Source organism: Streptomyces sp. NPDC005408, assembly GCF_040606445.1.
Taxonomy (GTDB): Bacteria; Actinomycetota; Actinomycetes; order Streptomycetales; family Streptomycetaceae; genus Streptomyces.
Genome location: NZ_JBEXEX010000021.1, coordinates 58,006 through 83,909, shown reverse-complemented (window position 1 = coordinate 83,909; position 25,904 = coordinate 58,006). Strand labels below are relative to the sequence as shown.

Here is a 25,904-nt window from a genome sequence, read left to right as displayed (position 1 = left end):
CGTTCCGAGCTTTCGTACCGCAGCTTCGTACTACAGCTCCTTGACGCGGATGTTGCGGTAGGAGATCACATCCGTCGTGCTGTGGACCTGGAGCCCGACATAGCCGGAGGAGTACCGCCGGCCGTCGGTGCCCGGGTCGTCGCCCCGCGGCGGGACGAACTCCTGGCCGCCGACATTGTCGAACTCATTGATCAGCACGCCGTTGCGGTAGACCGAGTAGTGCTGGTCGACCACCCGGATCTCGTAGTCGTTCCAGGTGCCCTTCGGCGTCACACCCGCACCGCCGAGGCCCACCCGGTCGAAGCCGTAGATCGAGCCGGTCTTGTACATGTCCCCGTCCGGCCGGTCCAGAACCTGGACCTCGTGGCCGTACTTGATGGCGACCCACTCGGGCCTGGGCTCCTCGGGGTTGTCGTGGACGTACGGGAAGCGAACGAACACACCGCTGTTGGCGTTGCCGGTGCCCGGCGCGTCGTCCCGCCACTGGAGCTTCAGCGAGAAGTCCCCGTACTGCCGCTGCGGGAACCACAGCATGCCCAGGCCGCTCTTGGTGGTGCCGCTGGTCATCGAGCCGTCGGGGTTGAGTGCGAACGAACCGCCGCCCACGTGCTGCCACTTGCTGAACGACGCCTGCGTGCCGTCGAACAGATCGCGGTAGCCGGTGTTCTGGCCCGGCGTGCCGATGCCGGACTGCTTGGCCGCCTTGTAGATCTTCTTGTGCTCGCGCTGGTCGATGACGCCGTCGGCGAGCAACTGGTCGAGGACCTTGTCCACGTGCTTGAGGAACAGCGCGTGGGATGACCAGTCCTTCTCGTCCTCGATCAGCTCGTTGATGGTGCAGCGACTGCGGGTGATGCGGTTGGGCACACCTGTGTCGACCGTGCCGACGATCACCGTCAACCGCTCGTCGAACTCGGGGCAGTTGGGCGCGGGAACTCCGCCGCCCTCCGCGATCGTGAACGACACCTTCTGCGCGTCCGATGTGTTGCCCGCCTTGTCGGTGGCCCGGTGCAGGACGGTGTGGAAGCCGACCCGGTCGACGATGACGGGTGTGGTGTACGCGAGATAGGGACCGCCGTCGAGGGAGTACTCGACCTTGTCGACCCCCGAGTCCGCGTCGGTCGCCGTGACGGTCACCTTGGCGCTGGTGATGTACGCGCCGTCGGAGTTCTGCTGACCGCTCACCGCCGCCGAGGTCTGCGGCGGAGTCTTGTCCTGGGCGGGCGGTGTGACGACGGTGAAGTCCACGGACTTCTCCGGGGCTGCGTTGCCCGCCTTGTCGGTCGCCTTGTAGCGGACCTTGTGCGTGCCGACCTCGTGCACCATCACCGGGGCGGTGTACGGCTGCCAGGCACCACTCGCGCCGATCGCGTACTCGATGGTGTTGACGCCCGAGCCGGTGTCGGACGCGGTCACGGTGACCGTGGCCATGCCCAGGTACTGGCCCTGCTCGTTCTTCTCGCCACTGACCGTCGCCGAGGTCTCAGGCGGGGTCTTGTCGTCGGTCGGCGGGGCGACGACCGCGAAGTCGACCGCCTTCTCCGCGGCGACGTTGCCCGCCTTGTCACTGGCCCGGTAGCGGATCTTGTGGGTGCCGACTTCGTTGACCACGACCGGCGCGGTGTACGGCTGCCAGGGACCGTCGGCCCCGACCGCGTACTCCGTTTTGTCCACGCCCGAACCCGCGTCGGTCGCCGACACGGTCACGGTGGCCTGGCCCACGTACGCGCCGTCGGCGTTCTTGTCACCGTCGACCTTCGCGGATGTCTCCGGCGCCGTGGTGTCCTGGCCGCCGCCCTCGGTGACGGTCAGGATGCCCTGCATGGCGCCATGGCCGGGGATGGTGCAGTGGAACAAGTACCGGCCGGGGGTGAGGGTGACCTCGGCGGTGTGCTTGCCGCCCTGGTCGTCATTGGGGTTGGCGAGGATGTTCAGCGGTACGTCGTGGTTGTACTCGGGATCGGAGACGTCGAAGGTCAGCGTGTGCGGCATACCGGTGGTGTTGCCGGTCGCCGTGCTGTTCTCGAACACGATCGTCGCCCTGCCCGCCACCGCCGTGGTGGGGAAGGACGCGTACTTCTCGATCGAGTCGCCGGCCGTCCAGGTCAGGACCTGGTCGGCGGCCTGGCTGCCTGCCTGGGTGCCGCTCTGCCCGTAGGCGACCGCGGACGTCATGCCCAGGACCATCGTCAGCGCGGCCAGCAGGGCCGTCCAGAAACTCGCCGTTCTGTGTTTCACCTGTCTCACTGCGCCGCCTTCCGTGCCAGCTTGTCGGCGGACGGCGTCGGCTCGCCGCCCTTGTACGTGATGTGCCACAGGGCCGACTTGGCGTCGGAGGTGAAGAATCCGCGGCCGTAGTCCAGGACGTAGAGCGAGCCGTCCGGAGCGAACTTCCAGTCCATGAGGTTGCGGATGCCGTCCGTCCCGACCGGGATGATCTTCTTCAGGGATTCGGCGTGCACCGGAATCCCGCCCTTGCCGACGGTCTTGGGGTCGGTCAGCACCGCGTGCCGCGGCTGGTCGCCGTCGTAGAAGTCACCGACGAACCACTTCCCGTCCCAGTACGACGGCCACTTGTCCTTGCTGGTGCTCGCCGCGTCGTAGCGGTAGACCGGGCCGTTCATGGTCGCCTGGCCGCCGCCCTTGAGCCACGGCATGAGGATCTTCTGCTCCTCCACCTTGTAGCTCGGGATGCCGTTGGCGTCGCGCGGATAGTCCACGCCGCCGCCCTGCGGCGAGTACCAGATGGTGTTGGAGGTGATCGGCGGCAGATTGACCAGGCCGTCGTTGTTCGGGGACTCGTTCTTCGGGGCGTCGCAGTTGTACCAGCCGAGCGGCTTGCCCGGATCGGGCAGATTGCGGTCGCGGTAGGGCTGCTTGTTGCCCATGCAGTACGGCCAGCCGTGGTTGCCCGCCTTGGTGATGGCGGAGAACGTGTCGTACTTCGCCGGGCCCCAGGTCGTCGACGGGGCGCCCGCGTCGGGGCCCACCCAGCCCGCGTACAGAATGTCCGTCGACTTGTCGACGAAGATGCGCGCCGGGTTGCGCACGCCCATCACATAGATCTCGCCGCGGGTCTTGCCGCCGCCCTCGTCCGGCTCCTGACCCGTGAAGAGATTCCCCGCCGGAAGCGTGTACGTCCCGTCGTCCTCGGGGTGGATCCGCAGGATCTTGCCGTTGAGGTTGTTGGTGTTTCCGGCGGTGCGGCGCGCGTCCGCGAAGGACACACCCTTGAAGTTGGGCTGCGGGTTGTTGCCGGAGTAACCGCCGCTGAAACCGGAGGAGTTGTTGTCACCGGTGGCGATATAGAGATTCTCCTTGGAGTCCCACGCCATACCGCCGCCCGCATGGCAGCAACTGTGGACCTGTACCGGCCACTTGAGCAGGACCTTCTCCGAGGCGAGATCCAGCTTGTCGGTGGCCAGGTCGAGCGTGAAGCGCGAGACGCGCCGCTCGGCCATGTGTGTGTCGCGGTTGATCTGCGAGTGCGGTGTGTAGTGCAGATACACCCAGCCGTTGGTCATGAAGCCGGGATCCAGCTCGATACCGAGCAGCCCTTCCTCGACCTTGATCAGCTCATCGCCGCCGCCCTTGTTGCCGAAGACGGTGAGCGATCCGGCGAGGGTGACCTTCTTGGTCTTCGGGTCATAGACATGGATCTCGCCCTGGCCCTTGCCGATGTCGGGGTTGTTCCAGTCGGTGACGACGGGCTTGCTGGAGTCGGCGCCGCCGCGCCCGATGTAGACCACCCGCCCGTCGGGGGCGGTGACCAGGCCGTGCGGCTCGCCGATCTGGTCGTTCTGCCCGGGCTGGTTCGGCTGGGTGACGCGCTCGGCGGTGTAATTGGCGTTGATGGTGGCCTTGCAGTCGGCGCGCGAGAGGCGGGTGGTCCAGGCGAGCGCGCCGCGCAGATGCTGGCGGAAGTCGGTCTCGGCGAAGCTGTCGACCGTACCGCCCATGCCGGTGTAGAAGGAGCGGCCGCCGTCGTAGTCACGGCACCAGGAGATGGGGTGGTCCCAGCCGTTGGCGCCGGTGGCGGGCTTGTACGAGATCTCCTTGACGCGGGCCACGGTGTGCACGCTGCCGGAGGGGTTCACCGCCCAGTTGAACCACTTGTCGGGCCGCTTCCACTGCAGCGGAAGCGACGAGGTGGCCGGATGCCGGCGGTCGCCGACCTCGACGACCGCGCGCTGCACCGTGCTCGGTGCGCCGGTCGGTCGGGCACCGATCAGCCCGGTGAACCAGTCGGAGTACGGCTCGGTGCGTGCCGCGTCATGAATGCCGACGAAGCCTCCGCCGGCCTCCAGATACGACTCGAGCCCGGCCTCCTGCTCGGGGTCGAGCACATCGCCGCCGCCGGTCAGAAAGACGACCGCGTTGTACTTGCCGAGCCTGGTGGCATTGGTGAAGACGGAGGCGTCGTCCGTGGCCTCGGTCTTGAACCGGCCCGCGGCGGGCCCGGTCTGGCCGATCGTCTCGATCGCCGCGATTCCGGCGTCGACGGTCGGCGACTCCGCGGTGGCCGAGGCGTGGAAGACGAGAACCCTCACATTCTGGCCGCCGGGCGGAGATGGTAAGGACAACGTTGTCGACGGCGGTTCCGGATAGGTCCTGGCCGAGGCGACATTGCCGCCGCCGAGCAGGGAAACGGTCAGTGCGCCGACCCCAAGGGCCGCCGCCAGAACGCTTCTTCGGGATCTCGACCTGTGATGTGGTGCGCGCTGCATGTGGTCACCCACCCCTCTTTGGTCACAACAACAGCCTTGGAAACTAGACGCCTTTTCGTGGTTCGCCAATAGGTAAGACCGCAATGGCACGAACTTTGTCCTGGGTGTGGATAAACGAAGATCCCCCCGCTACCGTGTGGCCGTCCCCGGGGGCACCTGTGCCACGCCTGTGCCCCGTCAATCTCCGTACAGAACTGGAGAGTTCGGCATGGACAGACGGAGCTTCAACCGGCGACTGCTGGCGGGGAGCGCGGTCGCGGCGACGGGTGTGACATCGTTGTCCCTGGCCTCGGCCCAGAGCGCGACCAGCGCGACATCGGCGGAGGGCGCACCGAGGACTGCCCCGGCCGGCGGCCAGATACGCCATCTCACGCTGTACGCCGAGAAGTTGGCGGACGGTCAGATGGGCTACGGCCTGGAGAAGGGGAAGGCGTCGATTCCCGGCCCGCTCATCGAGCTGATCGAGGGCGACACCCTGCACATCGAGTTCGAGAACACCATGGACGTGCCGGTCAGTCTGCACGCGCACGGTGTGGACTACGACATCGCCAACGACGGCACCCGGATGAGCAAGAGCCATGTCGAGCCGGGCGCCACGCGCACGTACACCTGGCGCACGCATGCCCCCGGCAAGCGTGCGGACGGAACCTGGCGTCCGGGCAGCGCGGGCTACTGGCACTACCACGACCACGTGGTGGGCACGGACCATGGAACGGGCGGCATCCGCAAGGGGCTCTACGGTCCGGTGGTGGTCCGCAGGAAGGGCGACATCCTCCCCGACAAGCAGTTCACGATCGTCTTCAATGACATGACGATCAACAACAAGCCCGCCGGCGCGAGCCCCAACTTCCAGGCCACGGTGGGCGATCGCGTCGAGATCATCATGATCACGCACGGCGAGTACTACCACACGTTCCATATGCACGGTCACCGCTGGGCGGACAACAGGACGGGCCTGCTGGACGGCCCGGCCGATGTCAGCCGGGTGATCGACAACAAGATCACGGGCCCGGCGGACTCGTTCGGCTTCCAGGTCGTCGCGGGCGAGAGCGTGGGGGCGGGGGCGTGGATGTATCACTGCCACGTCCAGAGCCACTCCGACATGGGCATGGCCGGCCTGTTCCTGGTGGCGAAGCCGGACGGCACGATCCCGGGGTACGAGCCGCACCATGCGGAGGGTGCGGCGGCGGGCGCGAAGTCCGCGGCCGGGGTGAAGTCGGCGGCGGGGGCGGCCGGGGCGGGCGGGCACAGTCACTAGCAGCTGGGTGCCGCTGTGGGCCCGTCCGGTCATCGGGACCGGGCGGGCTTCCTTTCTGGGCAAGAAACTGTGCGAACGATCGTGCTAAAATCTTTCCACACCATAGGCCGATCGAGGAGAACCGGGCATGCACCCCACGGCTCTGCTGCTTCGCACCGCCCTGAACGCGACCTCTTACGTCGCGCCCCGCCTCGCCGGACGCATGGCGTTCGCGGCCTTCGTCCGCCCTCTCGGGCGCAGCCGGCCGCGGCCGTCCGAGGGCGAACTGCTCGCCACGGCGCGCACCGCCCGGCTCGCCGTCAACGGCAAGAGCGTCGTCACCTATGCATGGGGAGACGGCGACCGTCCCGTGCTGCTGGTACACGGCTGGTCGTCGCGCAGCTCCCGGTTCGCCGACTTCATCACCGCGCTGCGCGACAAGGGCTACAGCCCCGTCACCTTCGACGCGCCGGGGCACGGGGATTCCACGGGACGCGCCTCCACGATCCTCGAATACCGCGAGATCATCCGGCAGTTGCACGCACAGCACGGCGACTTCGACGCCGTCGTCGCCCACTCCTTCGGGGTCCTCGCGTCGTTCTTCGCGCTGCGCGGTGAGGTGACGGCAGGCCGCATCGTGGGGATCGGCGGAGTCGCGGAATTCGACTATCTCCTGGACGAGTTCCGCGACGGCCTCCGGCTGCGCGACCGGGTGATGCGCGAACTGCGCGTCCATATAGAGAACTTGCCCTTCGCGGACGAACCGGGGATAGGGCGGCTCTTCAGCGCCACCTACCGGCCCGAGGAGGTGGCCATTCCTGTCCTGCTCTTCCACGACGAGGCCGACGAGATGGTGCCCCCGGCCCAGTCGCGGGCCATCGCGGCGGCGCACGGGGAGCGCGCCCGGCTGGTCGTCACGCGCGGGCTCGGGCACCGCCGGATACTGGGTGACCCCGAAGTCGTTGCCGAGGCTGTGGACTTCGCGGTGTCGGGGCGTAACGAGGTGCCCGCGGCTTCCGCGGTTCGGGAGGGGCGGGCGTAGGGGTCCCGCGCGGAGGCTTCCAGGCGGACGGGAGGCCGTCGCGCGGAGGCTGGCCTCAGGGGCCCGGGGGCGCCGGGCCGTCAGCTGCGCTGGATCCTCAGCGGCTCTGCGCCTTCTGGGGCAGATCCGACGGGTCGGTGGCGGCGGCCCGCAGGCGGCCGAGGATGCCTCGTTCAGCCTTGTCGTACGCCGAGTTGTCGTTGTTCAGTACGGACTCGGTGTTGGCGGCCTCCATCAGCGCGATGATCTCGAACGCGAGCAGCGGTACGTCGAGTTCCGCGTCGAGGCCGCCCGCGAGCCGCGCCTCATCGATGGTCCGCTCCACATAGCGCACCCAGTCGGCCCGGGCCTTGGCTATGGCGTCGTGCACCGGCCCGGTGCGGGCGTCGAACTCCGCCGTGACGGCGTGGAAGAAGCAGCCGCCGGTGAAGACACGGTTCGCGGAGTAGTCCAGCCAGTGACGGCACAGCGCCCACAGCCGGGCCGCCCCGGGCGGCAGCTCGCGCGTCGGCCGTACGACATGGTCGACGTACACATCGATCGCGGCCCGCACCGTGGCCAGCTGAAGCTCCTCCTTGGACCCGAAGAGGGCGAAGACGCCGCTCTTGCTGAGCCGGAGCTCGGTGGCGATACGGCCGAGGGAGAGCCCTTCCAGGCCCTCGACCGAGGCGATGTTCATCGTGTGCTCGAGCACCAGCCGCCGGGTCTGGTTGCCGCGCTCGACGCGTCCGTCCGTACGGCTGTCCGTGCGTGTGCTGCCGCTGCTCATATCTGCCATCGTACTGAACGCACGATCGTGCGGATATCGGGCGGAGCTGACTGGGTGCGGCCGTGGGGGATCGGTAGCAGACTCGGCACGACAGGGCGGAACAAGGCAGGACAAGGCAGGGCAGTACAAGGCAGGACGGTACAAGGCAGGACAGGGCAACGGGATCACCTCGAAGGAGCACACCATGCTCACCACCCGTTTCGTCACGGGCTCCCCGAACTGGATCGACCTGGGCACCCCCGACCTCGACGCGGCGACCGCCTTCTACGGCGGCCTCTTCGGCTGGACCTTCCAGTCGGCCGGTCCCGATGCCGGCGGCTACGGCATGTACCAGCTGGACGGCAAGACCGTCGCGGGCGCCATGACGGTCACCCCCGAGCAGGGCGGACCGGGCTGGACCCTCTACTTCCAGTCGCCCGACGCCGACGCCACGGCCAAGGCGGTCCAGGCGGGCGGCGGCGCGGTCCTGTTCGAACCGATGGACGTCTTCGAGCTCGGCCGCATGGCCGTCTTCACCGACCCGGCGGGCGCGGCCTTCGCGACGTGGCAGCCGGGCCAGAACAAGGGCCTCGACGCCGTCAACGACGCCAACACGCTGGTCTGGGCCGAGCTGTACACCGATGACGCGGGCGCGGGCCTCACCTTCTACCGCGGCGTATTCGGCTGGGAGACCTCGACGATGCCGCTGCCCGACGGCACGGGCTCGTACACGATGCTCAACCCGGCGGGCGCGGGCGCAGAGGCCATGTTCGGCGGCATCGTCCCCCTGGCCACGGACCCCGGCGAGACGGAGGGCCCATACTGGCTGCCGTACTTCGAGGTGCCGGACTGCGACGCGACCGTGGCCAAGGCCGAGGAACTGGGCGCCAAGGTCCGGATGGCCCCGGTCGACATGGAGGGCGTGGGCCGCTTCGCGAAACTGGCGGACCCGGCGGGGGCGCGTTTCGCGGTGATGCAGGGGGTGCAGCAGGACGACTGAGCCGTCCGGCTCGGGGTGCTCGGGGTGATGCCGATGGGGACGTTGATACGTCATTGATCCGGTGTTTATCCGCGCCGGGGAATGTGTGCGGCATGCCGATCAACACCACCACTGACCAAGAACCCTCCTGGCAGGAGACCGCGCTGTGCGCCCAGGCGGGCCCTGAATTCTTCTTCCCGGCGCCGGGCTCGTCGACGCGGGAGGCGAAGCAGCTGTGCGGGGCTTGCGAGGGGCGGGTTCCGTGCCTGGAGTACGCGCTGGCGCATGACGAGAGATTTGGGGTGTGGGGCGGGCTGTCGGAGAAGGAGCGGCACCGGCTCAAGCGGAGCCAGGGCTGAACCTCTTCCTCGGGGTGGGCCTCGCCCCAGTCCCCGTCAGAACCAGCGGCGCAGGTAGCGCCCGTCCTTGGCGAGTCCCGCTTGCTCGGCCAGGGCGTCGGCCGGTGGCAGCTCGGGGGGCCGGCTGTCCCACAATGCGGCGCGCATCGCTCTGGCCGGATAGTGGCCTCCGGCCGGGGAGAGCACGCCACCACAGGCGGGGTCACCGGCGAACCAGATCACGTCTGGGTGCTCATTTTGCTTGTGCTGCAGATCGCAGCGGTACGGGGACGTGTGCAGGACCAGCTCCTGACCCGGCGCGATCATGACTGCGATGAGGAAGTCCCGGCGCTGCCCGCGGGGTGGATACATGCAGGGGTACGCACGCCATGGGTAGGAGCGGAGGACGCGGGCCGTACGCGGTGAGTGGATCAGTGCCAGGGCAGAGACTGCCACGGTTACCGGGCTTGCCAGCAGTGCAACGGCGAAGAGGGGGATGCCCCAGTCCGGCAGCGACTGATGGATGCCCACTCCGACGAGCACCAGTGGCGCGCTCAGGAATCCGACGAACCACAGCTGACGCCGCCGGACAAGCCTGCGGTATGCCGCCGCAGTCGGTGGATACTCCAAGGCGCTCTGTGTCAGTGGCACCGGGGGTTCGGTCAGGGTCACAGCAGCACGTCCAGCAGGCGGCTGCGGCGCATCGGAGCTGCGGGCTGCTGAGTGGGATCGGCGAAGGCGAGCGTGCGGCCGATACCGAGCAGGATCTCCGTGTACTCCTCCGAGAGCTCGAGTGTCGTGGTCGTCAGGTCGACAAGAACCACACGAGGACCCGTCGGACGTGCGACAGCCAGGCGTGCCTGGAACACCTCTGAGGTCTCGAATGAAATTCCTGCGTCACTGCCGAGTCGCGGGGGCAGTGCGGGCAGGAGGCACGTAACGAGAGTCGCTGGAGTGCGGCAGGGCAGATCGATGATCGCGCGACGGACAACTGTCCCGAACGGATCCGTCGCGAGTTGAAGACCGCACTGGGCAGCGGCCAGTGCGCGGGTTGGCGCTTTGGTGAGGACGTCGGACAACGAGAGCACGGACGTGGAGATTTCCAGGTCCCCACCGGCGTGCATGCCCAAGGCCATGTGCATGGTGCCCTGCCCGTAGACATCGCTGAGCAGACCCAGAAGTACCCGGGTTTCGTGCAGTCGCTGCTCGCGGACGCCGGGCTCCAGATGAAGCGATGACAGGTCCTCGACCGCTCGATCTCGAAGAGCGTCCAGGCCATGAGGATCGAGGTCGATGAATCCGGGAGGGAGACGGAACCAGCACGTGTTCGCCTGCCGCTCCAAGGCGGGGACGTTTGTCATGTCGATGCTCCTAACGAACCAGTTGTGCCCACGTTCGGGCCGCGTTGACGCCTGCTCCAGGGGCGTCGGACGCGCCCATGCGCACGGCGTCGATCCCTGTCGCGGTGTTCCTGACGGCGTCGCTGTCGTCAGCGGGAGTGAGCCCGACTCCCGCGGTCACTACGGCGCTGCCGGCCACGCCAGCCTCCAGGGGAGTCTCGGCGCGGGGACTGGTCCGCCGAACTACCCAGTCGAGGACGGGTTTGGGTGCCTCATTGGCCTCGCGCATCGCGGTGGCGGAGTCACTGCCCAAGGCTCGGGCTCCGCTGCGAAGGGTTGCCGAGGCCCCCTGCTCGGCCGCGAGCCCCGACCTGGTCGCTACCGCCATTCCCTTGGCGCCTTGTGCGATCGCGCCAACGCCGGGTAGCGCCCCCAGCGCATCCCCGGAAAGCGTGACGGCACTGGACCAGAATTGACTGTTGAACTTGCCTTGGGTGAAGCCCGCTTTGAGCGCAGCGCTGTGTTTCGGATCGGAAGCGTGAGACACGAGAGCTGCAAGGCTCAGTCCGGCCGCGGCGAACAGCAGCGGTAGGGCGACCGGAGCGGTGACGAAGATCGCGATGAGGCCCAGCGTGGCCGACAACAGGCTCAGGCAGTCACCCAGGTTGTCGTCGATCCAGTCGATCACCTTGTCCAACGCACCCGGTTCCTGCGGCGCCAGCCGCCCCGTCGCCTCGTTCAGCGCCTTCGCGACCCGCCCCGCCTCCACCCTGTGCGTCTCCTCCAGTTCCCGCGCCAGCCTCCGCACCGACTCCAGCGCCTCCCGCGCCGCCGTCACTGACTCGCCCGCCGCCCGGAGTTCGGAATCCGGCGCGTCTGGCGTGGAGCGCACCCCGGTCTCGTGGGTTTCCGCGCGCTTCAGCGTTGCCGCGTCCGCCGCCGCCTGGGTGTCGTAGCGCTTCGCCGTTGCCTGGTAGCCCACCAGGTCGTCGTGCCATCCCCGCAGCTTCGAAGCGGCCTTCGACACCGACCGGTGCGCGTTCTTCAACTGCCGTTGCAGATCCCCGTCCAGCGCCTCGCGGAACGCATCCGCCGCCTCGCCCCGCCAGTACGTGCTTTCGCCGAGCAGCTGGTTCACCAGCCGGTGCGCCGTGCCGAGTGCCGTTGCCGAAGTGCTCAGCTTCGATGCGAGCGCGGCGATCGCCGACGGGCTTCCCGGGACCGGGTTCCAGCCCAGGTGCGGGTATTCAGGCATGCGCGTCCACCGCCTTGAACGCCGCCTCGATTGCCTTGTTCACCTGGACGTAGCCCTCGTGGCTCAGGCGCACACCGCCGTGAACCTTCTTGATTCGCGCGCCCAGTTGCTCTGCGCCGTACTTCCACCGTCGTTGGAAGTGGTCGCATGCCTCGTCGAGGTCCTTCGTGCCCACCTGGTCGGCCCGTACATGCTCCAGTGCCCGTCTCGCTTCCGCGAGCGAGGTCAGCGAGCTGCCCAGGGCACGCGAGAAACGGCCCAACTGGTCGGTGTCCACCTGAAGATCACGATCCATGGCCGACCACCTTGGCAGATCATCGACCGAACTGGATAAATGCCGTACCCCTGACGGGTGGTGGGATATCCGGATGCTGACACGCACGGCCGGTCATTAAGATCGCCCCGAAACAACGGGGGCGGGCAGCACATGGACGACAAGGTCACTCACGGCAGCGTCACTCAGGGCAACGTCACTCACGACGAGCTCGCGGCCTTCCACCGCACCGTCCGCAGGCTGCGTGCCCTGCCGATGGACGATCCCGTGCGGATGAGGGCCGAGGAAATCGCCGCGTCCTTCGCGCGCGAGAGCCGCAACAAACGCCGCAAGGCACGCAGGTGCGTGGAGACCGAGGCGGACGCCGCCGTCACCGCCGGCACCGCGACCGGTGCGCTCGACCGGCGTGAGGACGCGGCGCTGACCGGTACCGGACGGCCGGGCACCTTCCTGCGGCACCCCTCCCCGGACAACTCCTGGTCCGTACGCCTCGGATCGCTCGACCCGGCCGAGCTCCTGGAGACCCAGCTCGTCAACGCCCTCGCACCCGCGCTGCTCGCCGACCGGCTGCTCCCGCTACTCCTCGCCTCGCCCCGGCCGCGCCGGTACATCGTGAATGTGTCGGCGGTGGAGGGGAGGTTCGCCGTACGCAGAAAGACATCCGGCCATCCCCACACCAACATGGCGAAAGCCGCGCTCAACATGCTCACTCGCACGAGCGCGGCTCAGCTAGCCACTCAGGGTGTCCACATGTGCAGCGTCGACACCGGCTGGATCACCGACGAGAACCCGGCACCGCGCAAGGCGCGTATCGCCGCCGCCGGGGTCCGGACGCCGCTCGACATCGTGGACGGAGCGGCCCGTGTGTACGACCCAATAGTGCGCGGCGAGGCGGGCGCACCACTCGCCGGTGTGTTTCTCAAGGACTACGAGGAGGCCGACTGGTGAGCCGGCCGCCTGGCAGCGGGGCTCAGCCCGCCGCGCGCGCCGCCATCCGGGCCTTGCGGGCCGCGAGCTTCTCGTCGAACTTCGTCGCCTCGGAGTCCAGCCCGCCCATGTAGAGGCCGAGCTCCTCCTGCGCCTTCAGACCCTCCGGGCCCAGACCGTCTATGTCGAGCACCTTCAGGAAGCGCAGCACCGGCTGCAGTACGTCGTCGTGGTGGATGCGCATGTTGTAGATCTCGCCGATCGCCATCTGCGCGGCGGCCCGCTCGAAGCCGGGCATGCCGTGTCCCGGCATCCGGAAGTTGACGACGACGTCGCGCACGGACTGCATGGTCAGGTCGGGGGCGATCTCGAAGGCCGCGCCCAGCAGGTTCCGGTAGAAGACCATGTGCAGGTTCTCGTCGGTCGCGATCCGCGCCAGCATCCGGTCGCAGACGGGGTCGCCCGACTGGTGGCCGGTGTTGCGGTGCGAGACGCGGGTGGCGAGCTCCTGGAAGGCGACGTACGCCACCGAGTGCAGCATGGAGTGGCGGTTGTCGGACTCGAAGCCCTCCGCCATGTGCGCCATGCGGAACTCTTCCAGCTTGTCCGGGTCGACGGCGCGCGAGGTGAGCAGGTAGTCGCGCATCACGATGCCGTGCCGGCCCTCCTCCGCGGTCCAGCGGTGCACCCAGGTGCCCCAGGCGCCGTCGCGGCCGAACAGGGAGGCGATCTCGTGGTGGTAGCTGGGGAGGTTGTCCTCGGTCAGCAGGTTCACGACCAGCGCGATCTTGCCGATGTCGGTGACCTTGGACTGCTCGGGCTCCCAGGCCTGGCCGTCCTCGAAGAAGCCGGGGAAGTTGCGGCCGTCGGTGAACGGAACGTACTCGTGCGGCATCCAGTCCTTGGCGACCTTGAGATGGCGGTTGAGTTCCTTCTCCACCACCTCTTCCAGCGCATACAGCAGTCGGGCGTCGGTCCACGCTTCCGAACTGCCGAGGTGGGGAGAGGTGATCGTCACGGGTGCTCCTGGGGGACGGGAGAGTACTTACGGCTTCGTAGGTTACGAGACCGTAGGTTAAGGCGGCGATAAGCCTCCGGCCAAGCCCGGATGACGGATGTCCGGTTACGTTCCGTTATGTGTACAGGTCGCGGAGGCGTACGGAGAGGCAGGTCACGCAGCCTTCGAGCTTCTCGAACTCGCTGATGTCCACCGTGACCGGCTGGTAGCCGAGATCCGTGAACAGCTCCGCCGTCTTCGGCGCGCTCGCCGCCATCAGCAGCTTCCCGCCGCCGAGGAGCACCACATGCGCGCCGGACTCCTCCGGCACGGGCAGATGGCGCGGGAAGACGGTCGGGGTGTCCACCAGCGGCGGGTAGCCGATGACGGTGGAGTCCGGCAGCGCGGTCACGGCCGACTTCAGATGCAGCACCTTGGTCACCGGCACGGCCACGACGCGGGCGCCGAGCGGCTCGAAGGCGGCGCGCAGCTGCTGGACCCCCGCCGCGTTCGTACGGCCGCCGCGGCCGACGTAGATCGTGTCGCCGATCTTGAGCACATCGCCGCCGTCGAGCGTGCCCGGCGCCCACACCCAGTTCACCGAGCAGCCGAGCCGGGCCAGGGTCTCCTCGACGGCCGTCGTCTCCGGGCGGCGGGACTCGGCCCCCGGGCGGGCGATCAGCGCGACATTGCGGAACATCACCACCGTGTCCTCGATGAACACGCCGTCCGGGCAGTCGTCGGCCGGTTCCGCCTCGACGGTCTCCCAGCCGTGCTCGCGCAGGGTCTCGGCGTACGTCTCCCACTGCTCAAGCGCCAGCGCGGCGTCGACGGGGGAGCGCTCGATATGAGTGACCAGGCCCTCGGCGAGGCGCGGGCTGGGGCGGCGGATCAGGGCTTTCCTGCTGGGCACGGGGGGTTCTCCAGGGGGCCAGGGGATCACGGGTCTGGTGGCGCCCATCATGACCCGCCATGCTTGGGCGATGGAATCCCCGACAGGCCGCTTATGGGGACGAGTGGCGCCCGTGGCGCTCGGCCTCGCGGCGGGCACTTTGGTGGTGACCACCTCACGCAACCGCCACTCCGACCTGTGGCCCGTCTGGGGCGCGCTGGCTCTCGCCCTCACTGGCTGCGCGGGCCTCGTCTTCCATCAGGGCCTGGCCCAGTGGCGCGCGCTGCCGGAGGACGAGCGCAGGCCGCGCCATGAGATCACGGCGATCGCGGCCGGGCTGGTCGTTCTGGCGGTGCTGGACGCTCTGGCCTCGCAGCTCCTCAACGGCTGGAGTGCGTGGCGTGCGCCGGTGCTGGTCGGCACGGCGCTCATCGGTGCGATCCCCGTGGTGTGGGTAGCACTGGCCATTCGGCATGCGGCGCTCACCCGCCGGAGCGGCTCGGCCGGGGAGCGGGCCGAGTGGCTGCTGACCCGTCGCAGGCAGTTGCGGTCACTGCTCGCCGGGCTCGGTTCACTGGTCGCGCTCTCCACGCTGGCGCTTGGCGCCGCGATCCGGGTGGAGAACGACCTGGTCAAGACAGGAAGGCTGGCCGAGGCGACCCGGCCCGAAGTCGTGCTGATCTTCGGCGGGGTCGGCTCGCTCCTGGTCGCCGTCGTGTACGCACCCGCCGCGCTCGCCCTGCGGGCGCGCGCCCGGGAGCTGAGCGCAGAACTGTTCCCCCTCTTCGCCGTCGACGAGGGCGGCCCGCTGCTCGAACGTGCCGAACAGCGGGCCAGATTCGACCAGTTGACGGGCGCGGAGGCGGGTGCGTACGCCGAACTCCAGGCCGGGATCGTGGTCTTCGCGCCGCTGCTGGCCAGCGCCGCCTCCGTCTGGCTGCCCCGTTAGCCAGGCAGCTCGCCCTCCCGTACCTCGTCCGCCGTGATGTCCCGCAGCTCGCCGTCCAGCAGCAGCCAGCGTGTGATGCCGATCGACTCCAGGAACGACACATCGTGACTGGCCACGATCAGCGCCCCTTCGTACGACTCCAGCGCCGCTGTCAGCCTCTTCACACTCGCCATGTCCAGATTGTTCGTCGGCTCGTCGAGCATCAGCAGCTGCGGCGCCGGTTCGGCGAGCAGCAGCGCGGCTAGCGCCGCACGGAACCGCTCGCCGCCCGACAGTGTCCCGGCCGGCTGGTCGGCCCGCGCGCCCCGGAAGAGGAAGCGGGCGAGCCGCGCCCTGATCCGGTTGTTGGTGGCGTCCGGCGCGAACCGCGCCACGTTCTCCACGACGCTCAGCTCGTCGTCGAGCACATCGAGCCGCTGCGGCAGAAAGCGGAGCGGGACCTCGGCCACCGCCTCACCCGCGAGCGGCTCCAGCTCGCCGGTGATCGTACGCAGCAGCGTCGTCTTGCCCGCTCCGTTACGTCCGACCAGCGCGATCCGCTCGGGGCCGCGAATCTCGAACTCTCCCTTCACCTCGGCTCCGTAGCGCAGCCGCAGCTCGCTCAGGCGCAGAACACCCTGGCCCGGATGGACCTTGGTGAACGGCAGCTCGATCCGGATCTCGTCGTCGTCGCGGACCGCGTCCACGGCCTCGTCGAGCCGCTCCTTCGCCTCGGCGAGCTTCTCCTCGTGCATGATGCGGTGCTTGCCCGCCGAGACCTGAGCGGTGCGCTTGCGCAGTTTCATCACGGCGCGCGGCTCCCGTTTGGTCTCGTACATCTTCTGGCCGTACCGCACCCGCTTGGCCAACTTGACGTGAGCGTCGGCCAGTTCGCGCTTCTGCTTGCGCAGATCCGACTCGGCGACGCGCACCATCCGCTCAGCAGCCTCCTGTTCGACGGCGAACGCCTCCTCGTACGCGGAGAAGTTGCCGCCGTACCACCTGACTTCGCCGTCGCGCAGATCGGCGATCTGGTCGACCAGCTCCAGGAGTTCACGGTCGTGGCTGACCACGACCATCACTCCGGACCAGGAGGCGACCGCGTCGTACAGCCGTCGCCGCGCGTACAGATCGAGGTTGTTGGTCGGCTCGTCGAGCAGCAGGACGCTGGGTCTGGCAAGCAGCAGAGCAGCGAGCCGCAGCAGAACGCCCTCGCCGCCCGAGATCTCGCCGATCGTGCGGTCGAGCCCGATGTGGCCGAGGCCGAGCTGGTCGAGGGTGGCGTGCGCCCGTTCCTCGACGTCCCAGTCGTCGCCGACCGCCGTGAAGTGCTCCTCGCCGGGATCGCCCGCCTCGATGGCGTGCAGCGCGGCACGCGTCGCGGCGATGCCCAGCACCTCGTCCACCTTCAGCTCCGTGTCGAGCACGAGGTTCTGCGGCAGATAGCCGACCTCGCCCGCGGTGCGGACCGATCCGTCCGTCGGTGCGAGTTCGGCCGCGATCAGCTTCAACAGCGTTGACTTTCCTGAGCCGTTGAGGCCGATGAGACCGGTTCTGCCCGGTCCGACCGCGAGATGGAAGTCGTCGAAGACGCCGGTGCCGTCGGGCCAGGCGAAGGAGAGCGAGGAGCAGGTGATGTGGGTGGGGGCAGTAGACATACGGGTCTCCCGGTTGCATGAAGAAGGGGCAAGGGCAACGGGTGGAGACACCGCGGCGCGGGCGACGGCCGCCGGGAGACACAAGGGAAATGAAGAAGGTCCCGGCCGGGGGAGAACGGCTCGAATGCCGAGGTCGCACGCAGAGCGCACAGAATGCCGGAAGCAGCTGTGACGCACGGTGTCTCAAGACCTCAGACGAGCAACGTCCTTCTCCAATCGACGACAACAGGACCCTCATACACCGTACGAGGGGGTCTGGAGGCTGTCAACGCATTATCGTGGCCGGCGCGGGGCGGCACCGAATGCCCTGCTCACGGTCACCGTGTTGTCGGATTCCCGCCAGCCACCGGGCATCGTGCGCTGGTTGAGTTCACGGCATGACGAACCTGAGTGAACTCGCCTGCCACTTCCGCTCCTTGCACACCGCCGACCGCCCGCTGGTCCTCCCCAATGCCTGGGACATCGCGAGCGCCCGGATCATCGCCCAGGCAGGCGCGGCCGCGATAGCCACCACCAGCGCGGGCGTCGCCTGGGACCTGGGTGCCGCGGACGGTGGCCAGGTCGACCGCGGTGCCGCGCTCGACCGGCTGGCGCGTATCACCGCCGCCGTCGACGTGCCCGTCACGGCGGACATCGAGGACGGCTACGCGCAGAGCGCCGACGGGGTCGCCGAGACGATCCGCGCGGTGCTTGCCGCCGGAGCCGTCGGCGTCAACGTCGAGGACGGGGCGCGGCCCGCGCTGGAGCACGCACAGCGGATCGCCGTGGCCCGCGCGGCCGCCGACGCGGAAGGCGTGCCACTGTTCATCAATGCGCGTATCGACGTCTATCTGGCGGGCATCGGCCCGGCGGCCGACCGGCTCGACGAGACGCTGAAGCGGGCCGCCGACTGTCTCGCGGCAGGCGCGGACGGGATCTTCGTGCCGGGCGTCGTGGAGGGCGCGACGGTCGAGGCCCTCGCCCGGGGGATCGACGCGCCCCTCAATGTGATGGCGGGTCCGGGAGCACCCGGCACGGCGGAACTCGCGAAGCTCGGCGCCGCCCGGATCAGCGTCGGCGCGGGGATCGCCCAGGCCGTCCATGCGCTGGTGCGCGACGCGGCCCGCGAACTGCTGGGTGCGGGAACGTACACCGCTCTCTCCGGCGGATACGGCTACCAGGAACTCAACACACTGATGGGTACGGATCAGGGGCTGAGTGCAGAGGTGTGCTGACGTCAGCAGGCGTCGCGCAGCAGCTCGGCCAGATTGTGGTCGAGATCGAGGTACAGGTGCTCACGCCCGTCGGGGACCATGTCCTGGACGCGCTCGAGGAAGCGGCGCAGTTCGCTGGTGCGGATGTGCACCATCGCGACGCCCTCCGGGGCGTGGAACTCCACGACCGTCCGGTCGAAGCCGAAGGGCCTGACGCGTACGTCGCCGACTCCGGCCGGTGCGTCGATGCCCGCCGCGAGCAGCTCGCGCGAGAACGCCCAGGACACTTCGTTGCCCTCCAGCGTCGCCGGGGGTGGGAAGGCCATGCGCACGGCGAAGGGATCCTCGCGGTCGTAACGCAGTGTGGCTGGAACAGACTCCATCTGGGGCGCCGAGGCGACCAGGCGGGCCTGCACGGCCTGCTCGATGACGGTGGACAAGGCCTGCTCCTTCGTGTGCGGCTCGCTGACGTCTCCCTGACACCGTCAGAGACGTAGGAACGACGGAATCCGTGCATCGGAAAGTGGAGTGACGTGTGTCACCGCTCGACGCAGGGCCCTGAATGGTCGTGCATGGGGCGGATGTCCGGTGACGGTGGTCGGCGCGCCGCACCCTGGACGGGGTCCGGCCCGTGGGCTAGCTTCCAGCGCCATGACGTCCATGGGGAAGACGAGACGAATGGTGTCGGTGGGACTGTGCGCGGCGGCGGTCGCCGCGGCACTGGCCGCACCGGCACAGGCGGCCCAGCAGACCGGCCGCGGGGCAGGCGAGAAAGCGGCAGGGGAGAAGACGGCCGGGGAGAAGGGTCCCGCCTGGAGCCTGAAGAACACCGGCACAGCAGTACGGTTCCGGGGCCTCGCGGCCGTCAGCCACCGGGCCGCCTGGGTGGCGGGTTCCAAGGGCACGGTCCTGCGCACCGCGGATGGCGGGCGGAGCTGGCTGAATGTCTCCCCGCCCGGGGCGGGCGAGCTGGAGTTCCGCGACATCGAGGCGTTCGACGGCAAGCGAGCCGTGGTGCTGGCGATCGGAGAGGGCGAGGCATCCCGGGTCTTCCGTACCGAGGACGGCGGCGCGAGCTGGACCGAGTCCTTCCGTAACACCGACCCGAAGGCCTTCTACGACTGCATCACCTTCTTCGACAGCCACCACGGCCTCGCGATGAGCGACCCGGTGGACGGCAAGTACCGCATCCTGTCGACCGGCGACGGCGGAAAGTCGTGGAAGGTGCTGCCGAGCGCCGGGATGCCGGAGGCCCTGCCGGGGGAGGCGGCGTTCGCCGCAAGCGGCCAGTGCCTGGTCAGCTCCGGCCCCAAGGATGCCTGGCTGGCGACCGGTGGCGGCGCGACCGCGCGGGTATTGCACTCCGCCGACCGGGGCCTCAACTGGACCGCCGCCGATTCGACGATCCCGGCCGGTGATCCGGCCCGCGGGGTCTTCGCGCTGGCCTTCCGCGACCGCGCCCATGGCATCGCCGTCGGCGGCGACTACCGACCCGACCAGGCATCCCCGAGCGCCGGAGCGGTCAGCGGGGACGGCGGCCGCAGCTGGCAGCAGTCGAAGACTCCGCCGCCCGCCTACCGCTCGGGCGTGGCCTGGCTCCCGCACAGCCGGTCCGCGGCGCTCGCCGTCGGCCCGACCGGGACCGATCTGACCCTGGACGGCGGGCGCAGCTGGCGCACCGTCGACACGGGTTCGTACGACACGGTCGACTGCACGGCCGACTTCGGCTGCTGGGCGTCGGGCGAGAAGGGCCGCGTGGCACGGCTCGAGTTCTGAGCCGCTCCTTTCGCCCGTAGGAATCGCTACGAGGGCAACTGCTGGCGATACGGGGCGAGTTCGGGCGCGGTCTTGGTCGCGATGAACTCCGTGATCCGGTACTCGCACACACCGCCCACCGTGAAGGGGTCGGCCGCCGCGATCTTCTCGATCGTCGCGCGGTCGTCCCCGACGGCCAGGATCACCCCGCCGTCGCGCGGGTTCTTGCGGCCCGACGCGATGAACACGCCCTCCTCGTAGAGCCCGTCCAGCCAGGCCACATGCGCATCCAGGAGCTCGTCGACGCGCTCGACGGGCGCGGTGTAGGTCAATTCCAGTACGAACATGATCGCCAGGCTACGCGACGGGGGAGCCCTGGTACCTAGGCCCTGTCCGGCCTGATCGACCGGACAGGACCTAGCCGTCCGGGTCGTAGGGTGGGCCTCACCATGACGATCATCGATACGCCCCCCGACTGGCCCGCCGACGAGGCCGCGGCCCTGGCCGTCCAGGACGAACTGCGTACGCGCGTCGTCCTGGACGAGCTGGGGCCGCCGCCCGCCACCGGCCTGGTGACGGGTGTCGATGTCGCCTACGACGACGAGCGCGACCTCGTGGCCGCGGCCGCCGTCGTCCTGGACGCGGCGACGCTCACAGTCGTCGAGGAGGCCACGGCCGTCGGGCGGGTCGCCTTCCCGTACGTCCCCGGGCTGCTGGCCTTCCGGGAAATCCCGACCGTGCTCGCCGTCCTTCAATCCCTCACCGCGGGCCCCGGCCTTGTCGTCTGCGACGGCTACGGCCTCGCGCATCCCCGCCGTTTCGGGCTCGCCGCGCATCTCGGTGTGCTGACCGGGCTGCCGGTGATCGGCGTCGCCAAGAACCCCTTCGTCTTCAGCTACGGCGAACTCGGGCCGCGGCGAGGCGACTTCGCGGCCCTGCGCGCCGACGACGGCGAGGAGGTCGGCCGCGCGCTGCGCACGCAGGACGGCGTCAAGCCGGTCTTCGTCTCGGTCGGCCACCGCACGACACTCGACAACGCCTGCGCGCACACCCTCCACCTCGCGTCCCGCTACCGGCTGCCCGAATCCACCCGGCGCGCCGACCAGCTCTGCCGGCGCGCCCTTGCCGAGATCACCGCCCGAGGGCCTAGATGCCTGGGGCGTACCTAGGTACCCGGCGCCGGGATCTGAGTATCCGAGCGGATGCCGGGAGCAAGCCGTGATCGGCAGGCTCCCTCGCATGACTTCACACACGACGCACCGCGCCACCGAGACCACCCACCCCGTGGAGCGCATCGTCACAGCGGTGCTCATCCTCGCCGCTCTCGCGGGATTCGCCTGGGTGGGTTCGATGGTCTACACGGCGCTGACCGGCTGACCGGCTGCCGGTCTCAGCGGGTGGCGGCCACCCGGAAGCGGATGCCCGCCATTTGAAGCCGCTCCAGCAGCGCATCGCCCATGGCCACCACTGTGGTCACCTGCCCCGAGGTGTGGGGCAGTTGGTCGTAGGCCAGGCACAGCGCGGACTCGGCGAGGATCTTCGCCGTCTCGTCGTAGCCCGGATCGCCGCCCGACACCTCCGTGAACACCGTGCGGCCACCGCCCTCGCCCACGAAACGTACCGAGAACCAGCTCTTCGCCCTGCGCCGCTCGTCCGGACCCTCGCCCGGCTTGACTCGCTCCGACAACCAGCGCCGGGCGGACGGCAGTTGGGCCAGCGCCAGGAGCGTACCCACGGCCGCCACACCGCCCGCAGCCATCGGCAGGGTGCGGACGCCCGCATAGTGCCGGTAGCGGAAGTCCGGTCCGTACCGCTTCAGCGACCGTGCCGAGCGCGCGATGACCTGCGCGTCGATCGTCGGCAGCGGCAGCGCCCAGGCGCCGGTCTCGCGGCTGAACCGCGGTCCGCCCAGCGGGGCCCGGGCTCGCCGTCCCACGAGCCGTGGCTCGTGCAGCCGCCGCTCGTGCGCGGCGTGCAGCATCTGCCGGCCGCGGCCCATGGCGTTCAGCGCGGAGGCGAGAGTTCCGCCGGAGAAGGTGGCGTTGGAGCGTACGAACCCGTCGACGCGCAGCGGCACGTCCTCGGGAAGCTGCTGGACGGTGAAGTACGCGCCTAGGTCGTGCGGTACGGAGTCGAAGCCGCAGGCGTGGATGAGCCGGGCCCCGGTCTCCCTGGCCCGCGCGTCATGGCGTACGTACATCAGGTCCACGAACTCGGGCTCGCCGGTCAGGTCGACATAGTCGGTACCGGCCTCCGCGCAGGCGGCGACCAGCGCCTCGCCGTACAGGAGATAGGGGCCTACCGTCGTGGCCACCACGCGGGCGGACTCGGCGAGTTGGCGAAGTGCGTCGGGATCGTCCACGTCCGCCTCGATCAGCGGCAGCTCGGCGCAGCCGGGGTGCTTGGCGGAAAGACGCTCGCGCAGCTGCTCCAGCTTCTGCCGGCTGCGGCCCGCGACGGCCCAGCGGCATCCTTCGGGCGCGTGCGCCGCGAGGTACTCCGCGGTGAGCACGCCGACGAACCCCGTCGCCCCGAAGAGCACGATGTCGTACGGGCGCTGTGCGCGATCGGTCCCGTTCTGCCTGTTCAATGGCCCCTCCGCCGTTGCCCCCGCGGTCATGTCGGTGGCTGAGGCTAGCGTGCGAAAGGGCCTGGGAAGAAGATGCGTTTCCCATCGGTAACATGCCGGGCCCCGTGGCCGGATCTAGCGTGAAGACATGCGTACATGGCGTCCCCACCGCCTGTTGCGGTGGTTCCACACCGCGCTCGCCGTGTGCGGGCTCGTCGCGGGGGCGGCTCTCATTGCGCTCGCCGCCACCGCCGAGGAGAACACGGGCCAGCTCTACGGCATGGCGGGGGTGGTCATCGCGTGCTCCGCCTATCTGCTGCTGCTCGCCCTCAACCGCCGGGTGTCCCTGACCGACAGCGAGGTCGTGGTCCGCAATCTGGTCGCCGACCGGCACATTCCCCTGACGGAGGTCGCCTCCGCCGCGCCCGGGCGTGCCTCGGTGGAGATCCGGCTGACGGACGGCTCCAGAACCAGAGCCATGGCGGTCGGCACGTATCACTGGCTGGCTCCCGCACTTTCGCGCGCCGAAGAGGTCGCGAAGGCCATCAAGGCGGCGGCGGGGCAGGCGAAGGCCGGACGCGCCCCCGGCGCGCTGAACGACCCGCCTACCCCGGCGGCATAGGTCGGAAAGGCATGATTTCGGTCGGAATTCGCGTGTAAGCTGCGGCCGATTCTAAGCGCTTGCTCGGCCCAGACCCTTGTGTCGGGTGGAACGTGTTCTTACCATCGCTGGTGTTACATCAGTTGTGTCACAGTGCAGCGCTGGGGGCTTGATGGCAGCCATGGGGAACGGCCCGCTCGCCGGGGTGCGTGTGGTCGAACTGGCGGGCATCGGGCCCGGTCCGTTCGCCGCCATGCTCCTGGCCGATCTCGGCGCCGACGTCGTACGGGTCGACCGGCCCGGCGGCGCGGGGCTCGCGATCGATCCGGAGTACGACCTCACCAACCGCAACAAACGCTCCGTGCTGATCGACCTCAAGGCGCCCCACGGCCCCGGCCAGGTCCTCGACCTCGTCGAGCGGGCCGATGTGCTGATCGAGGGCTACCGCCCCGGTGTCGCCGAGCGGCTCGGCGTCGGACCGCAGGAGTGCCTGGAGCGCAATCCACGTCTCGTGTACGGGCGGATGACCGGCTGGGGCCAGGAAGGACCACTCGCCCAGCGTGCCGGGCACGACATCGCGTACATCGCCGTCACCGGAACCCTCGGCATGATCGGCAAGCCCGACGAGCCGCCGGCCGTCCCGGCCAATCTGGTCGGCGACTATGCGGGCGGCTCGCTCTATCTCGTCGTCGGCGTCCTGGCGGCCCTGCAACACGCGCGGACCGACGGCGGAACCGGCCAGGTCGTGGACGCGGCCATCGTCGACGGCGCCGCCCACCTCGCCACGATGATCCACGGAATGATGGCGGCCGGCGGCTGGCAGGACCGGCGCGGGGCGAACCTGCTCGACGGCGGCTGCCCCTTCTACGGAAATTACGAGACCGCCGACGGCCAGTACATGGCGGTCGGGGCGCTGGAGCAGCAGTTCTACAACGAGTTCATCGAGCTGCTCGGCATCAGGGACGAGGCCCCGGCCCGTAAGGACTTCGCCCGCTGGGGCGAACTGCGCGCCGCCGTCGCCGCCCGGTTCAGGACGAAGACCCGGGACGAGTGGACCGCGGTCTTCGAGGGCTCGGACGCCTGCGTCGCACCGGTGCTCTCCCTGCGCGAAGCCCCCTCGCACCCCCATCTCGCAGCTCGCGGAACCTTTGTCGACCACGGCGGAATCACCCAGCCCGCGCCTGCGCCCCGCTTCTCCGCCACGCCCGGCTCCGTGCACCGGGGACCCGCCCAGCCGGGCGCCGACACCGCCGAGGTGGCCCGCGACTGGGACCTGCCCGGGCTCACCAAGGAGGACTGTTGAAGCGCGAGATCTTCACCGCCGAGCACGACGCCTTCCGCGAGACCGTCCGCACCTTCCTCGCCAAGGAGGTCCTTCCGCACTACGAGCAGTGGGAGAAGGACGGCATCGTCAGCCGCGAAGCCTGGCTGGCCGCGGGCAGGCAGGGGCTGCTCGGTCTCGCCGTGCCCGAGGAGTACGGAGGCGGCGGGAACGCCGACTTCCGCTACAGCGCTGTCCTGGCCGAGGAGTTCACCCGCGCGGGCGCGGCCGGACTCGCGCTCGGACTGCACAACGACATCATCGGCCCCTACCTCACCGGCCTCGCCACCGAGGAGCAGAAGCGGCGCTGGCTGCCCGGATTCTGCAGTGGCGAGATCATCACCGCCATCGCGATGACCGAACCGGGCGCGGGCTCCGATCTCCAGGGCATCCGCACCAGCGCCGAGGACCGCGGCGACCACTGGATCCTCAACGGCTCCAAGACCTTCATCTCCAACGGAATCCTCGCCGACCTGGTGATCGTCGTCGCCAAGACCACCCCCGAGGGCGGAGCCAAGGGCCTCTCGCTGCTGGTCGTCGAGCGCGGCACGGAAGGCTTCGAGCGCGGCCGCAATCTCGACAAGATCGGCCAGAAGTCCCAGGACACGGCAGAGCTGTTCTTCAACGACGTACGCGTCCCCAAGGAGAATCTGCTCGGCGAGCTGGGCGGCGGCTTCATTCATCTGATGACCAATCTCGCGCAGGAGCGGATGGGCATCGCGGTTGCCGGAATCGCCGCCGCCGAATATCTGCTTGAGATCACCATGCAGTACGTCAAGGAGCGCGAGGCATTCGGGCGGCCGCTCTCCAGGCTTCAGCACATCCGCTTCGAGATCGCCGAAATGGCCACCGAATGCGCCGTCACCCGTACCTTCCTCGACCGCTGCATCGTGGATCACTCGAACGGGGAACTCGACGCGGTCCATGCCTCGATGGCCAAGTGGTGGGCCACCGAACTCCAGAAGCGGGTCGCCGACCGCTGTCTCCAACTGCACGGCGGCTACGGCTATATGACCGAATACCGCGTCGCCAGGGCCTTCACGGACGGCCGTATCCAGACGATCTACGGCGGTACGACCGAGATCATGAAGGAAATCATCGGCCGTTCTCTTCTCGACTGACC

The 25,904-nt window shown here is 69.2% G+C and carries 26 protein-coding genes; 13 read left to right on the top strand and 13 right to left on the bottom strand.

Translation table 11 applies throughout. The features are described 5' to 3' along the window. Positions 1–30: 30 nt before the first annotated feature. Together ABZS64_RS20980 and ABZS64_RS20975 are read right to left on the bottom strand one after the other, a co-directional pair. On the bottom strand, positions 31–2,187 hold the full coding sequence (locus ABZS64_RS20980; protein ID WP_355831655.1) for a family 16 glycoside hydrolase: 2,157 nt from the start codon (positions 2,185–2,187) through the stop codon (positions 31–33). Positions 2,188–2,243: 56 nt separating this feature from the next. Then, entirely contained in the window at positions 2,244–4,727 is a 2,484-nt protein-coding gene (locus ABZS64_RS20975; protein WP_355831544.1) for a ThuA domain-containing protein, read from the bottom strand. Between the two features lie 208 nt (positions 4,728–4,935). Here ABZS64_RS20975 and ABZS64_RS20970 point away from each other — a divergent pair, with 208 nt between their 5' ends. After that, positions 4,936–5,985 (top strand): multicopper oxidase domain-containing protein, encoded by a 1,050-nt coding sequence (locus ABZS64_RS20970; protein ID WP_355831541.1) that lies wholly within the window; start codon positions 4,936–4,938, stop codon positions 5,983–5,985. Between the two features lie 127 nt (positions 5,986–6,112). Next, on the top strand, positions 6,113–7,006 hold the full coding sequence (locus tag ABZS64_RS20965; RefSeq protein WP_355831538.1) for an alpha/beta hydrolase: 894 nt from the start codon (positions 6,113–6,115) through the stop codon (positions 7,004–7,006). 97 nt (positions 7,007–7,103) lie between these two features. Here ABZS64_RS20965 and ABZS64_RS20960 read toward each other — a convergent pair whose 3' ends face one another. Next, positions 7,104–7,775, bottom strand: a complete 672-nt coding sequence (locus tag ABZS64_RS20960) for a TetR/AcrR family transcriptional regulator (RefSeq protein ID WP_355831536.1) — start codon at positions 7,773–7,775, stop codon at positions 7,104–7,106. A 184-nt stretch (positions 7,776–7,959) separates the two neighbouring features. Between ABZS64_RS20960 and ABZS64_RS20955 the strand changes: the two genes are divergently transcribed. Next, positions 7,960–8,754 carry a VOC family protein gene (locus ABZS64_RS20955; protein WP_355831533.1) on the top strand — a complete coding sequence of 265 codons (795 nt, stop codon included), beginning with the start codon at positions 7,960–7,962 and terminating at the stop codon, positions 8,752–8,754. Between the two features lie 92 nt (positions 8,755–8,846). Then, complete coding sequence (locus ABZS64_RS20950) at positions 8,847–9,092, top strand: WhiB family transcriptional regulator (RefSeq protein WP_355831530.1); 246 nt, start codon at positions 8,847–8,849, stop codon at positions 9,090–9,092. Positions 9,093–9,128: 36 nt separating this feature from the next. On the opposite strand, the gene ABZS64_RS20945 is transcribed toward ABZS64_RS20950, so the two are convergent. Genes ABZS64_RS20945 through ABZS64_RS20930 form a run of 4 tightly spaced genes read right to left on the bottom strand, consistent with a single transcriptional unit; the run spans position 9,129 to position 11,961 of the window. Further along, a complete protein-coding gene (locus ABZS64_RS20945) occupies positions 9,129–9,701 on the bottom strand; it encodes a hypothetical protein (RefSeq protein ID WP_355831529.1) in 573 nt (190 codons plus the stop codon). Between the two features lie 38 nt (positions 9,702–9,739). Next, positions 9,740–10,432 carry a hypothetical protein gene (locus ABZS64_RS20940; RefSeq protein ID WP_355831527.1) on the bottom strand — a complete coding sequence of 231 codons (693 nt, stop codon included), beginning with the start codon at positions 10,430–10,432 and terminating at the stop codon, positions 9,740–9,742. Positions 10,433–10,442: 10 nt separating this feature from the next. Beyond that, positions 10,443–11,666 carry a putative T7SS-secreted protein gene (locus ABZS64_RS20935; RefSeq protein WP_355831524.1) on the bottom strand — a complete coding sequence of 408 codons (1,224 nt, stop codon included), beginning with the start codon at positions 11,664–11,666 and terminating at the stop codon, positions 10,443–10,445. Next, the gene (locus ABZS64_RS20930) at positions 11,659–11,961 is read right to left on the bottom strand and encodes a hypothetical protein (protein WP_355831522.1); all 303 of its coding nucleotides are present in this window, start codon (positions 11,959–11,961) and stop codon (positions 11,659–11,661) included. Before ABZS64_RS20930 ends, ABZS64_RS20935 begins: the two co-directional genes overlap by 8 nt. 132 nt (positions 11,962–12,093) lie before the next feature. On the opposite strand from ABZS64_RS20930, the gene ABZS64_RS20925 reads away from it, so the two are divergent. Next, the gene (locus ABZS64_RS20925) at positions 12,094–12,888 is read left to right on the top strand and encodes an SDR family oxidoreductase (RefSeq protein WP_355831519.1); all 795 of its coding nucleotides are present in this window, start codon (positions 12,094–12,096) and stop codon (positions 12,886–12,888) included. Positions 12,889–12,910: 22 nt separating this feature from the next. Here ABZS64_RS20925 and ABZS64_RS20920 read toward each other — a convergent pair whose 3' ends face one another. Both ABZS64_RS20920 and ddaH read right to left on the bottom strand, forming a co-directional pair. Then, positions 12,911–13,885: an acyl-ACP desaturase gene (locus ABZS64_RS20920; RefSeq protein WP_355831517.1), complete on the bottom strand. Its 975-nt coding sequence runs from the start codon at positions 13,883–13,885 to the stop codon at positions 12,911–12,913. 115 nt (positions 13,886–14,000) lie between these two features. Next, entirely contained in the window at positions 14,001–14,777 is a 777-nt protein-coding gene (gene ddaH / locus ABZS64_RS20915) for a dimethylargininase (RefSeq protein ID WP_355831514.1), read from the bottom strand. A gap of 70 nt (positions 14,778–14,847) precedes the next feature. Between ddaH and ABZS64_RS20910 the strand changes: the two genes are divergently transcribed. After that, complete coding sequence (locus tag ABZS64_RS20910; protein WP_355831512.1) at positions 14,848–15,705, top strand: hypothetical protein; 858 nt, start codon at positions 14,848–14,850, stop codon at positions 15,703–15,705. Here the strand turns inward: ABZS64_RS20910 and ABZS64_RS20905 are convergent. Next, positions 15,702–17,342 carry an ABC-F family ATP-binding cassette domain-containing protein gene (locus ABZS64_RS20905; protein WP_355831509.1) on the bottom strand — a complete coding sequence of 547 codons (1,641 nt, stop codon included), beginning with the start codon at positions 17,340–17,342 and terminating at the stop codon, positions 15,702–15,704. The two genes, ABZS64_RS20910 and ABZS64_RS20905, sit on opposite strands and share 4 nt — an antisense overlap. 377 nt (positions 17,343–17,719) lie before the next feature. Here ABZS64_RS20905 and ABZS64_RS20900 point away from each other — a divergent pair, with 377 nt between their 5' ends. After that, positions 17,720–18,556, top strand: coding sequence for an isocitrate lyase/phosphoenolpyruvate mutase family protein (locus ABZS64_RS20900; protein WP_355831506.1), 837 nt, complete (start codon positions 17,720–17,722; stop codon positions 18,554–18,556). A 2-nt stretch (positions 18,557–18,558) separates the two neighbouring features. Here the strand turns inward: ABZS64_RS20900 and ABZS64_RS20895 are convergent, their stop codons facing one another. Then, entirely contained in the window at positions 18,559–18,975 is a 417-nt protein-coding gene (locus ABZS64_RS20895) for an SsgA family sporulation/cell division regulator (protein WP_355831503.1), read from the bottom strand. Positions 18,976–19,186: 211 nt separating this feature from the next. Between ABZS64_RS20895 and ABZS64_RS20890 the strand changes: the two genes are divergently transcribed. After that, positions 19,187–20,311: an oxidoreductase gene (locus ABZS64_RS20890; RefSeq protein ID WP_355831500.1), complete on the top strand. Its 1,125-nt coding sequence runs from the start codon at positions 19,187–19,189 to the stop codon at positions 20,309–20,311. A 26-nt stretch (positions 20,312–20,337) separates the two neighbouring features. Here ABZS64_RS20890 and ABZS64_RS20885 read toward each other — a convergent pair whose 3' ends face one another. After that, positions 20,338–20,637: a YciI family protein gene (locus tag ABZS64_RS20885; protein WP_355831497.1), complete on the bottom strand. Its 300-nt coding sequence runs from the start codon at positions 20,635–20,637 to the stop codon at positions 20,338–20,340. A gap of 102 nt (positions 20,638–20,739) precedes the next feature. Between ABZS64_RS20885 and ABZS64_RS20880 the strand changes: the two genes are divergently transcribed. Together ABZS64_RS20880 and ABZS64_RS20875 are read left to right on the top strand one after the other, a co-directional pair. After that, complete coding sequence (locus tag ABZS64_RS20880) at positions 20,740–21,459, top strand: endonuclease V (protein WP_355831494.1); 720 nt, start codon at positions 20,740–20,742, stop codon at positions 21,457–21,459. A gap of 70 nt (positions 21,460–21,529) precedes the next feature. After that, the gene (locus ABZS64_RS20875; RefSeq protein WP_355831491.1) at positions 21,530–21,667 is read left to right on the top strand and encodes a hypothetical protein; all 138 of its coding nucleotides are present in this window, start codon (positions 21,530–21,532) and stop codon (positions 21,665–21,667) included. A 13-nt stretch (positions 21,668–21,680) separates the two neighbouring features. Here ABZS64_RS20875 and ABZS64_RS20870 read toward each other — a convergent pair whose 3' ends face one another. Then, complete coding sequence (locus ABZS64_RS20870) at positions 21,681–22,880, bottom strand: saccharopine dehydrogenase NADP-binding domain-containing protein (RefSeq protein ID WP_355831488.1); 1,200 nt, start codon at positions 22,878–22,880, stop codon at positions 21,681–21,683. Between the two features lie 127 nt (positions 22,881–23,007). Here ABZS64_RS20870 and ABZS64_RS20865 point away from each other — a divergent pair, with 127 nt between their 5' ends. The 3 genes from ABZS64_RS20865 (at position 23,008) to ABZS64_RS20855 (ending at position 25,902) form a co-directional block, all read left to right on the top strand. Beyond that, positions 23,008–23,481 (top strand): hypothetical protein, encoded by a 474-nt coding sequence (locus ABZS64_RS20865; protein ID WP_355831485.1) that lies wholly within the window; start codon positions 23,008–23,010, stop codon positions 23,479–23,481. A 151-nt stretch (positions 23,482–23,632) separates the two neighbouring features. Further along, entirely contained in the window at positions 23,633–24,763 is a 1,131-nt protein-coding gene (locus tag ABZS64_RS20860; protein WP_355831482.1) for a CaiB/BaiF CoA-transferase family protein, read from the top strand. Further along, positions 24,760–25,902: an acyl-CoA dehydrogenase family protein gene (locus tag ABZS64_RS20855; protein ID WP_355831479.1), complete on the top strand. Its 1,143-nt coding sequence runs from the start codon at positions 24,760–24,762 to the stop codon at positions 25,900–25,902. The genes ABZS64_RS20860 and ABZS64_RS20855 overlap by 4 nt, the downstream gene beginning before the upstream one ends. Positions 25,903–25,904 lie beyond the last annotated feature (2 nt).

What these genes read in the sequence shown, in the direction of transcription:
- ABZS64_RS20980 (WP_355831655.1), bottom strand. Translation starts at nt 2,187, where the DNA reads ATGGTCCTGGGCATGACGTCCGCGGTCGCCTACGGGCAGAGCGGCACC.
- ABZS64_RS20975 (WP_355831544.1), bottom strand. Translation starts at nt 4,727, where the DNA reads ATGCAGCGCGCACCACATCACAGGTCGAGATCCCGAAGAAGCGTTCTG.
- ABZS64_RS20970 (WP_355831541.1), top strand. Translation starts at nt 4,936, where the DNA reads ATGGACAGACGGAGCTTCAACCGGCGACTGCTGGCGGGGAGCGCGGTC.
- ABZS64_RS20965 (WP_355831538.1), top strand. Translation starts at nt 6,113, where the DNA reads ATGCACCCCACGGCTCTGCTGCTTCGCACCGCCCTGAACGCGACCTCT.
- ABZS64_RS20960 (WP_355831536.1), bottom strand. Translation starts at nt 7,775, where the DNA reads ATGAGCAGCGGCAGCACACGCACGGACAGCCGTACGGACGGACGCGTC.
- ABZS64_RS20955 (WP_355831533.1), top strand. Translation starts at nt 7,960, where the DNA reads ATGCTCACCACCCGTTTCGTCACGGGCTCCCCGAACTGGATCGACCTG.
- ABZS64_RS20950 (WP_355831530.1), top strand. Translation starts at nt 8,847, where the DNA reads ATGCCGATCAACACCACCACTGACCAAGAACCCTCCTGGCAGGAGACC.
- ABZS64_RS20940 (WP_355831527.1), bottom strand. Translation starts at nt 10,432, where the DNA reads ATGACAAACGTCCCCGCCTTGGAGCGGCAGGCGAACACGTGCTGGTTC.
- ABZS64_RS20935 (WP_355831524.1), bottom strand. Translation starts at nt 11,666, where the DNA reads ATGCCTGAATACCCGCACCTGGGCTGGAACCCGGTCCCGGGAAGCCCG.
- ABZS64_RS20930 (WP_355831522.1), bottom strand. Translation starts at nt 11,961, where the DNA reads ATGGATCGTGATCTTCAGGTGGACACCGACCAGTTGGGCCGTTTCTCG.
- ABZS64_RS20925 (WP_355831519.1), top strand. Translation starts at nt 12,094, where the DNA reads ATGGACGACAAGGTCACTCACGGCAGCGTCACTCAGGGCAACGTCACT.
- ABZS64_RS20910 (WP_355831512.1), top strand. Translation starts at nt 14,848, where the DNA reads ATGGAATCCCCGACAGGCCGCTTATGGGGACGAGTGGCGCCCGTGGCG.
- ABZS64_RS20905 (WP_355831509.1), bottom strand. Translation starts at nt 17,342, where the DNA reads ATGTCTACTGCCCCCACCCACATCACCTGCTCCTCGCTCTCCTTCGCC.
- ABZS64_RS20900 (WP_355831506.1), top strand. Translation starts at nt 17,720, where the DNA reads ATGACGAACCTGAGTGAACTCGCCTGCCACTTCCGCTCCTTGCACACC.
- ABZS64_RS20890 (WP_355831500.1), top strand. Translation starts at nt 19,187, where the DNA reads ATGACGTCCATGGGGAAGACGAGACGAATGGTGTCGGTGGGACTGTGC.
- ABZS64_RS20885 (WP_355831497.1), bottom strand. Translation starts at nt 20,637, where the DNA reads ATGTTCGTACTGGAATTGACCTACACCGCGCCCGTCGAGCGCGTCGAC.
- ABZS64_RS20880 (WP_355831494.1), top strand. Translation starts at nt 20,740, where the DNA reads ATGACGATCATCGATACGCCCCCCGACTGGCCCGCCGACGAGGCCGCG.
- ABZS64_RS20875 (WP_355831491.1), top strand. Translation starts at nt 21,530, where the DNA reads ATGACTTCACACACGACGCACCGCGCCACCGAGACCACCCACCCCGTG.
- ABZS64_RS20865 (WP_355831485.1), top strand. Translation starts at nt 23,008, where the DNA reads ATGCGTACATGGCGTCCCCACCGCCTGTTGCGGTGGTTCCACACCGCG.
- ABZS64_RS20860 (WP_355831482.1), top strand. Translation starts at nt 23,633, where the DNA reads ATGGCAGCCATGGGGAACGGCCCGCTCGCCGGGGTGCGTGTGGTCGAA.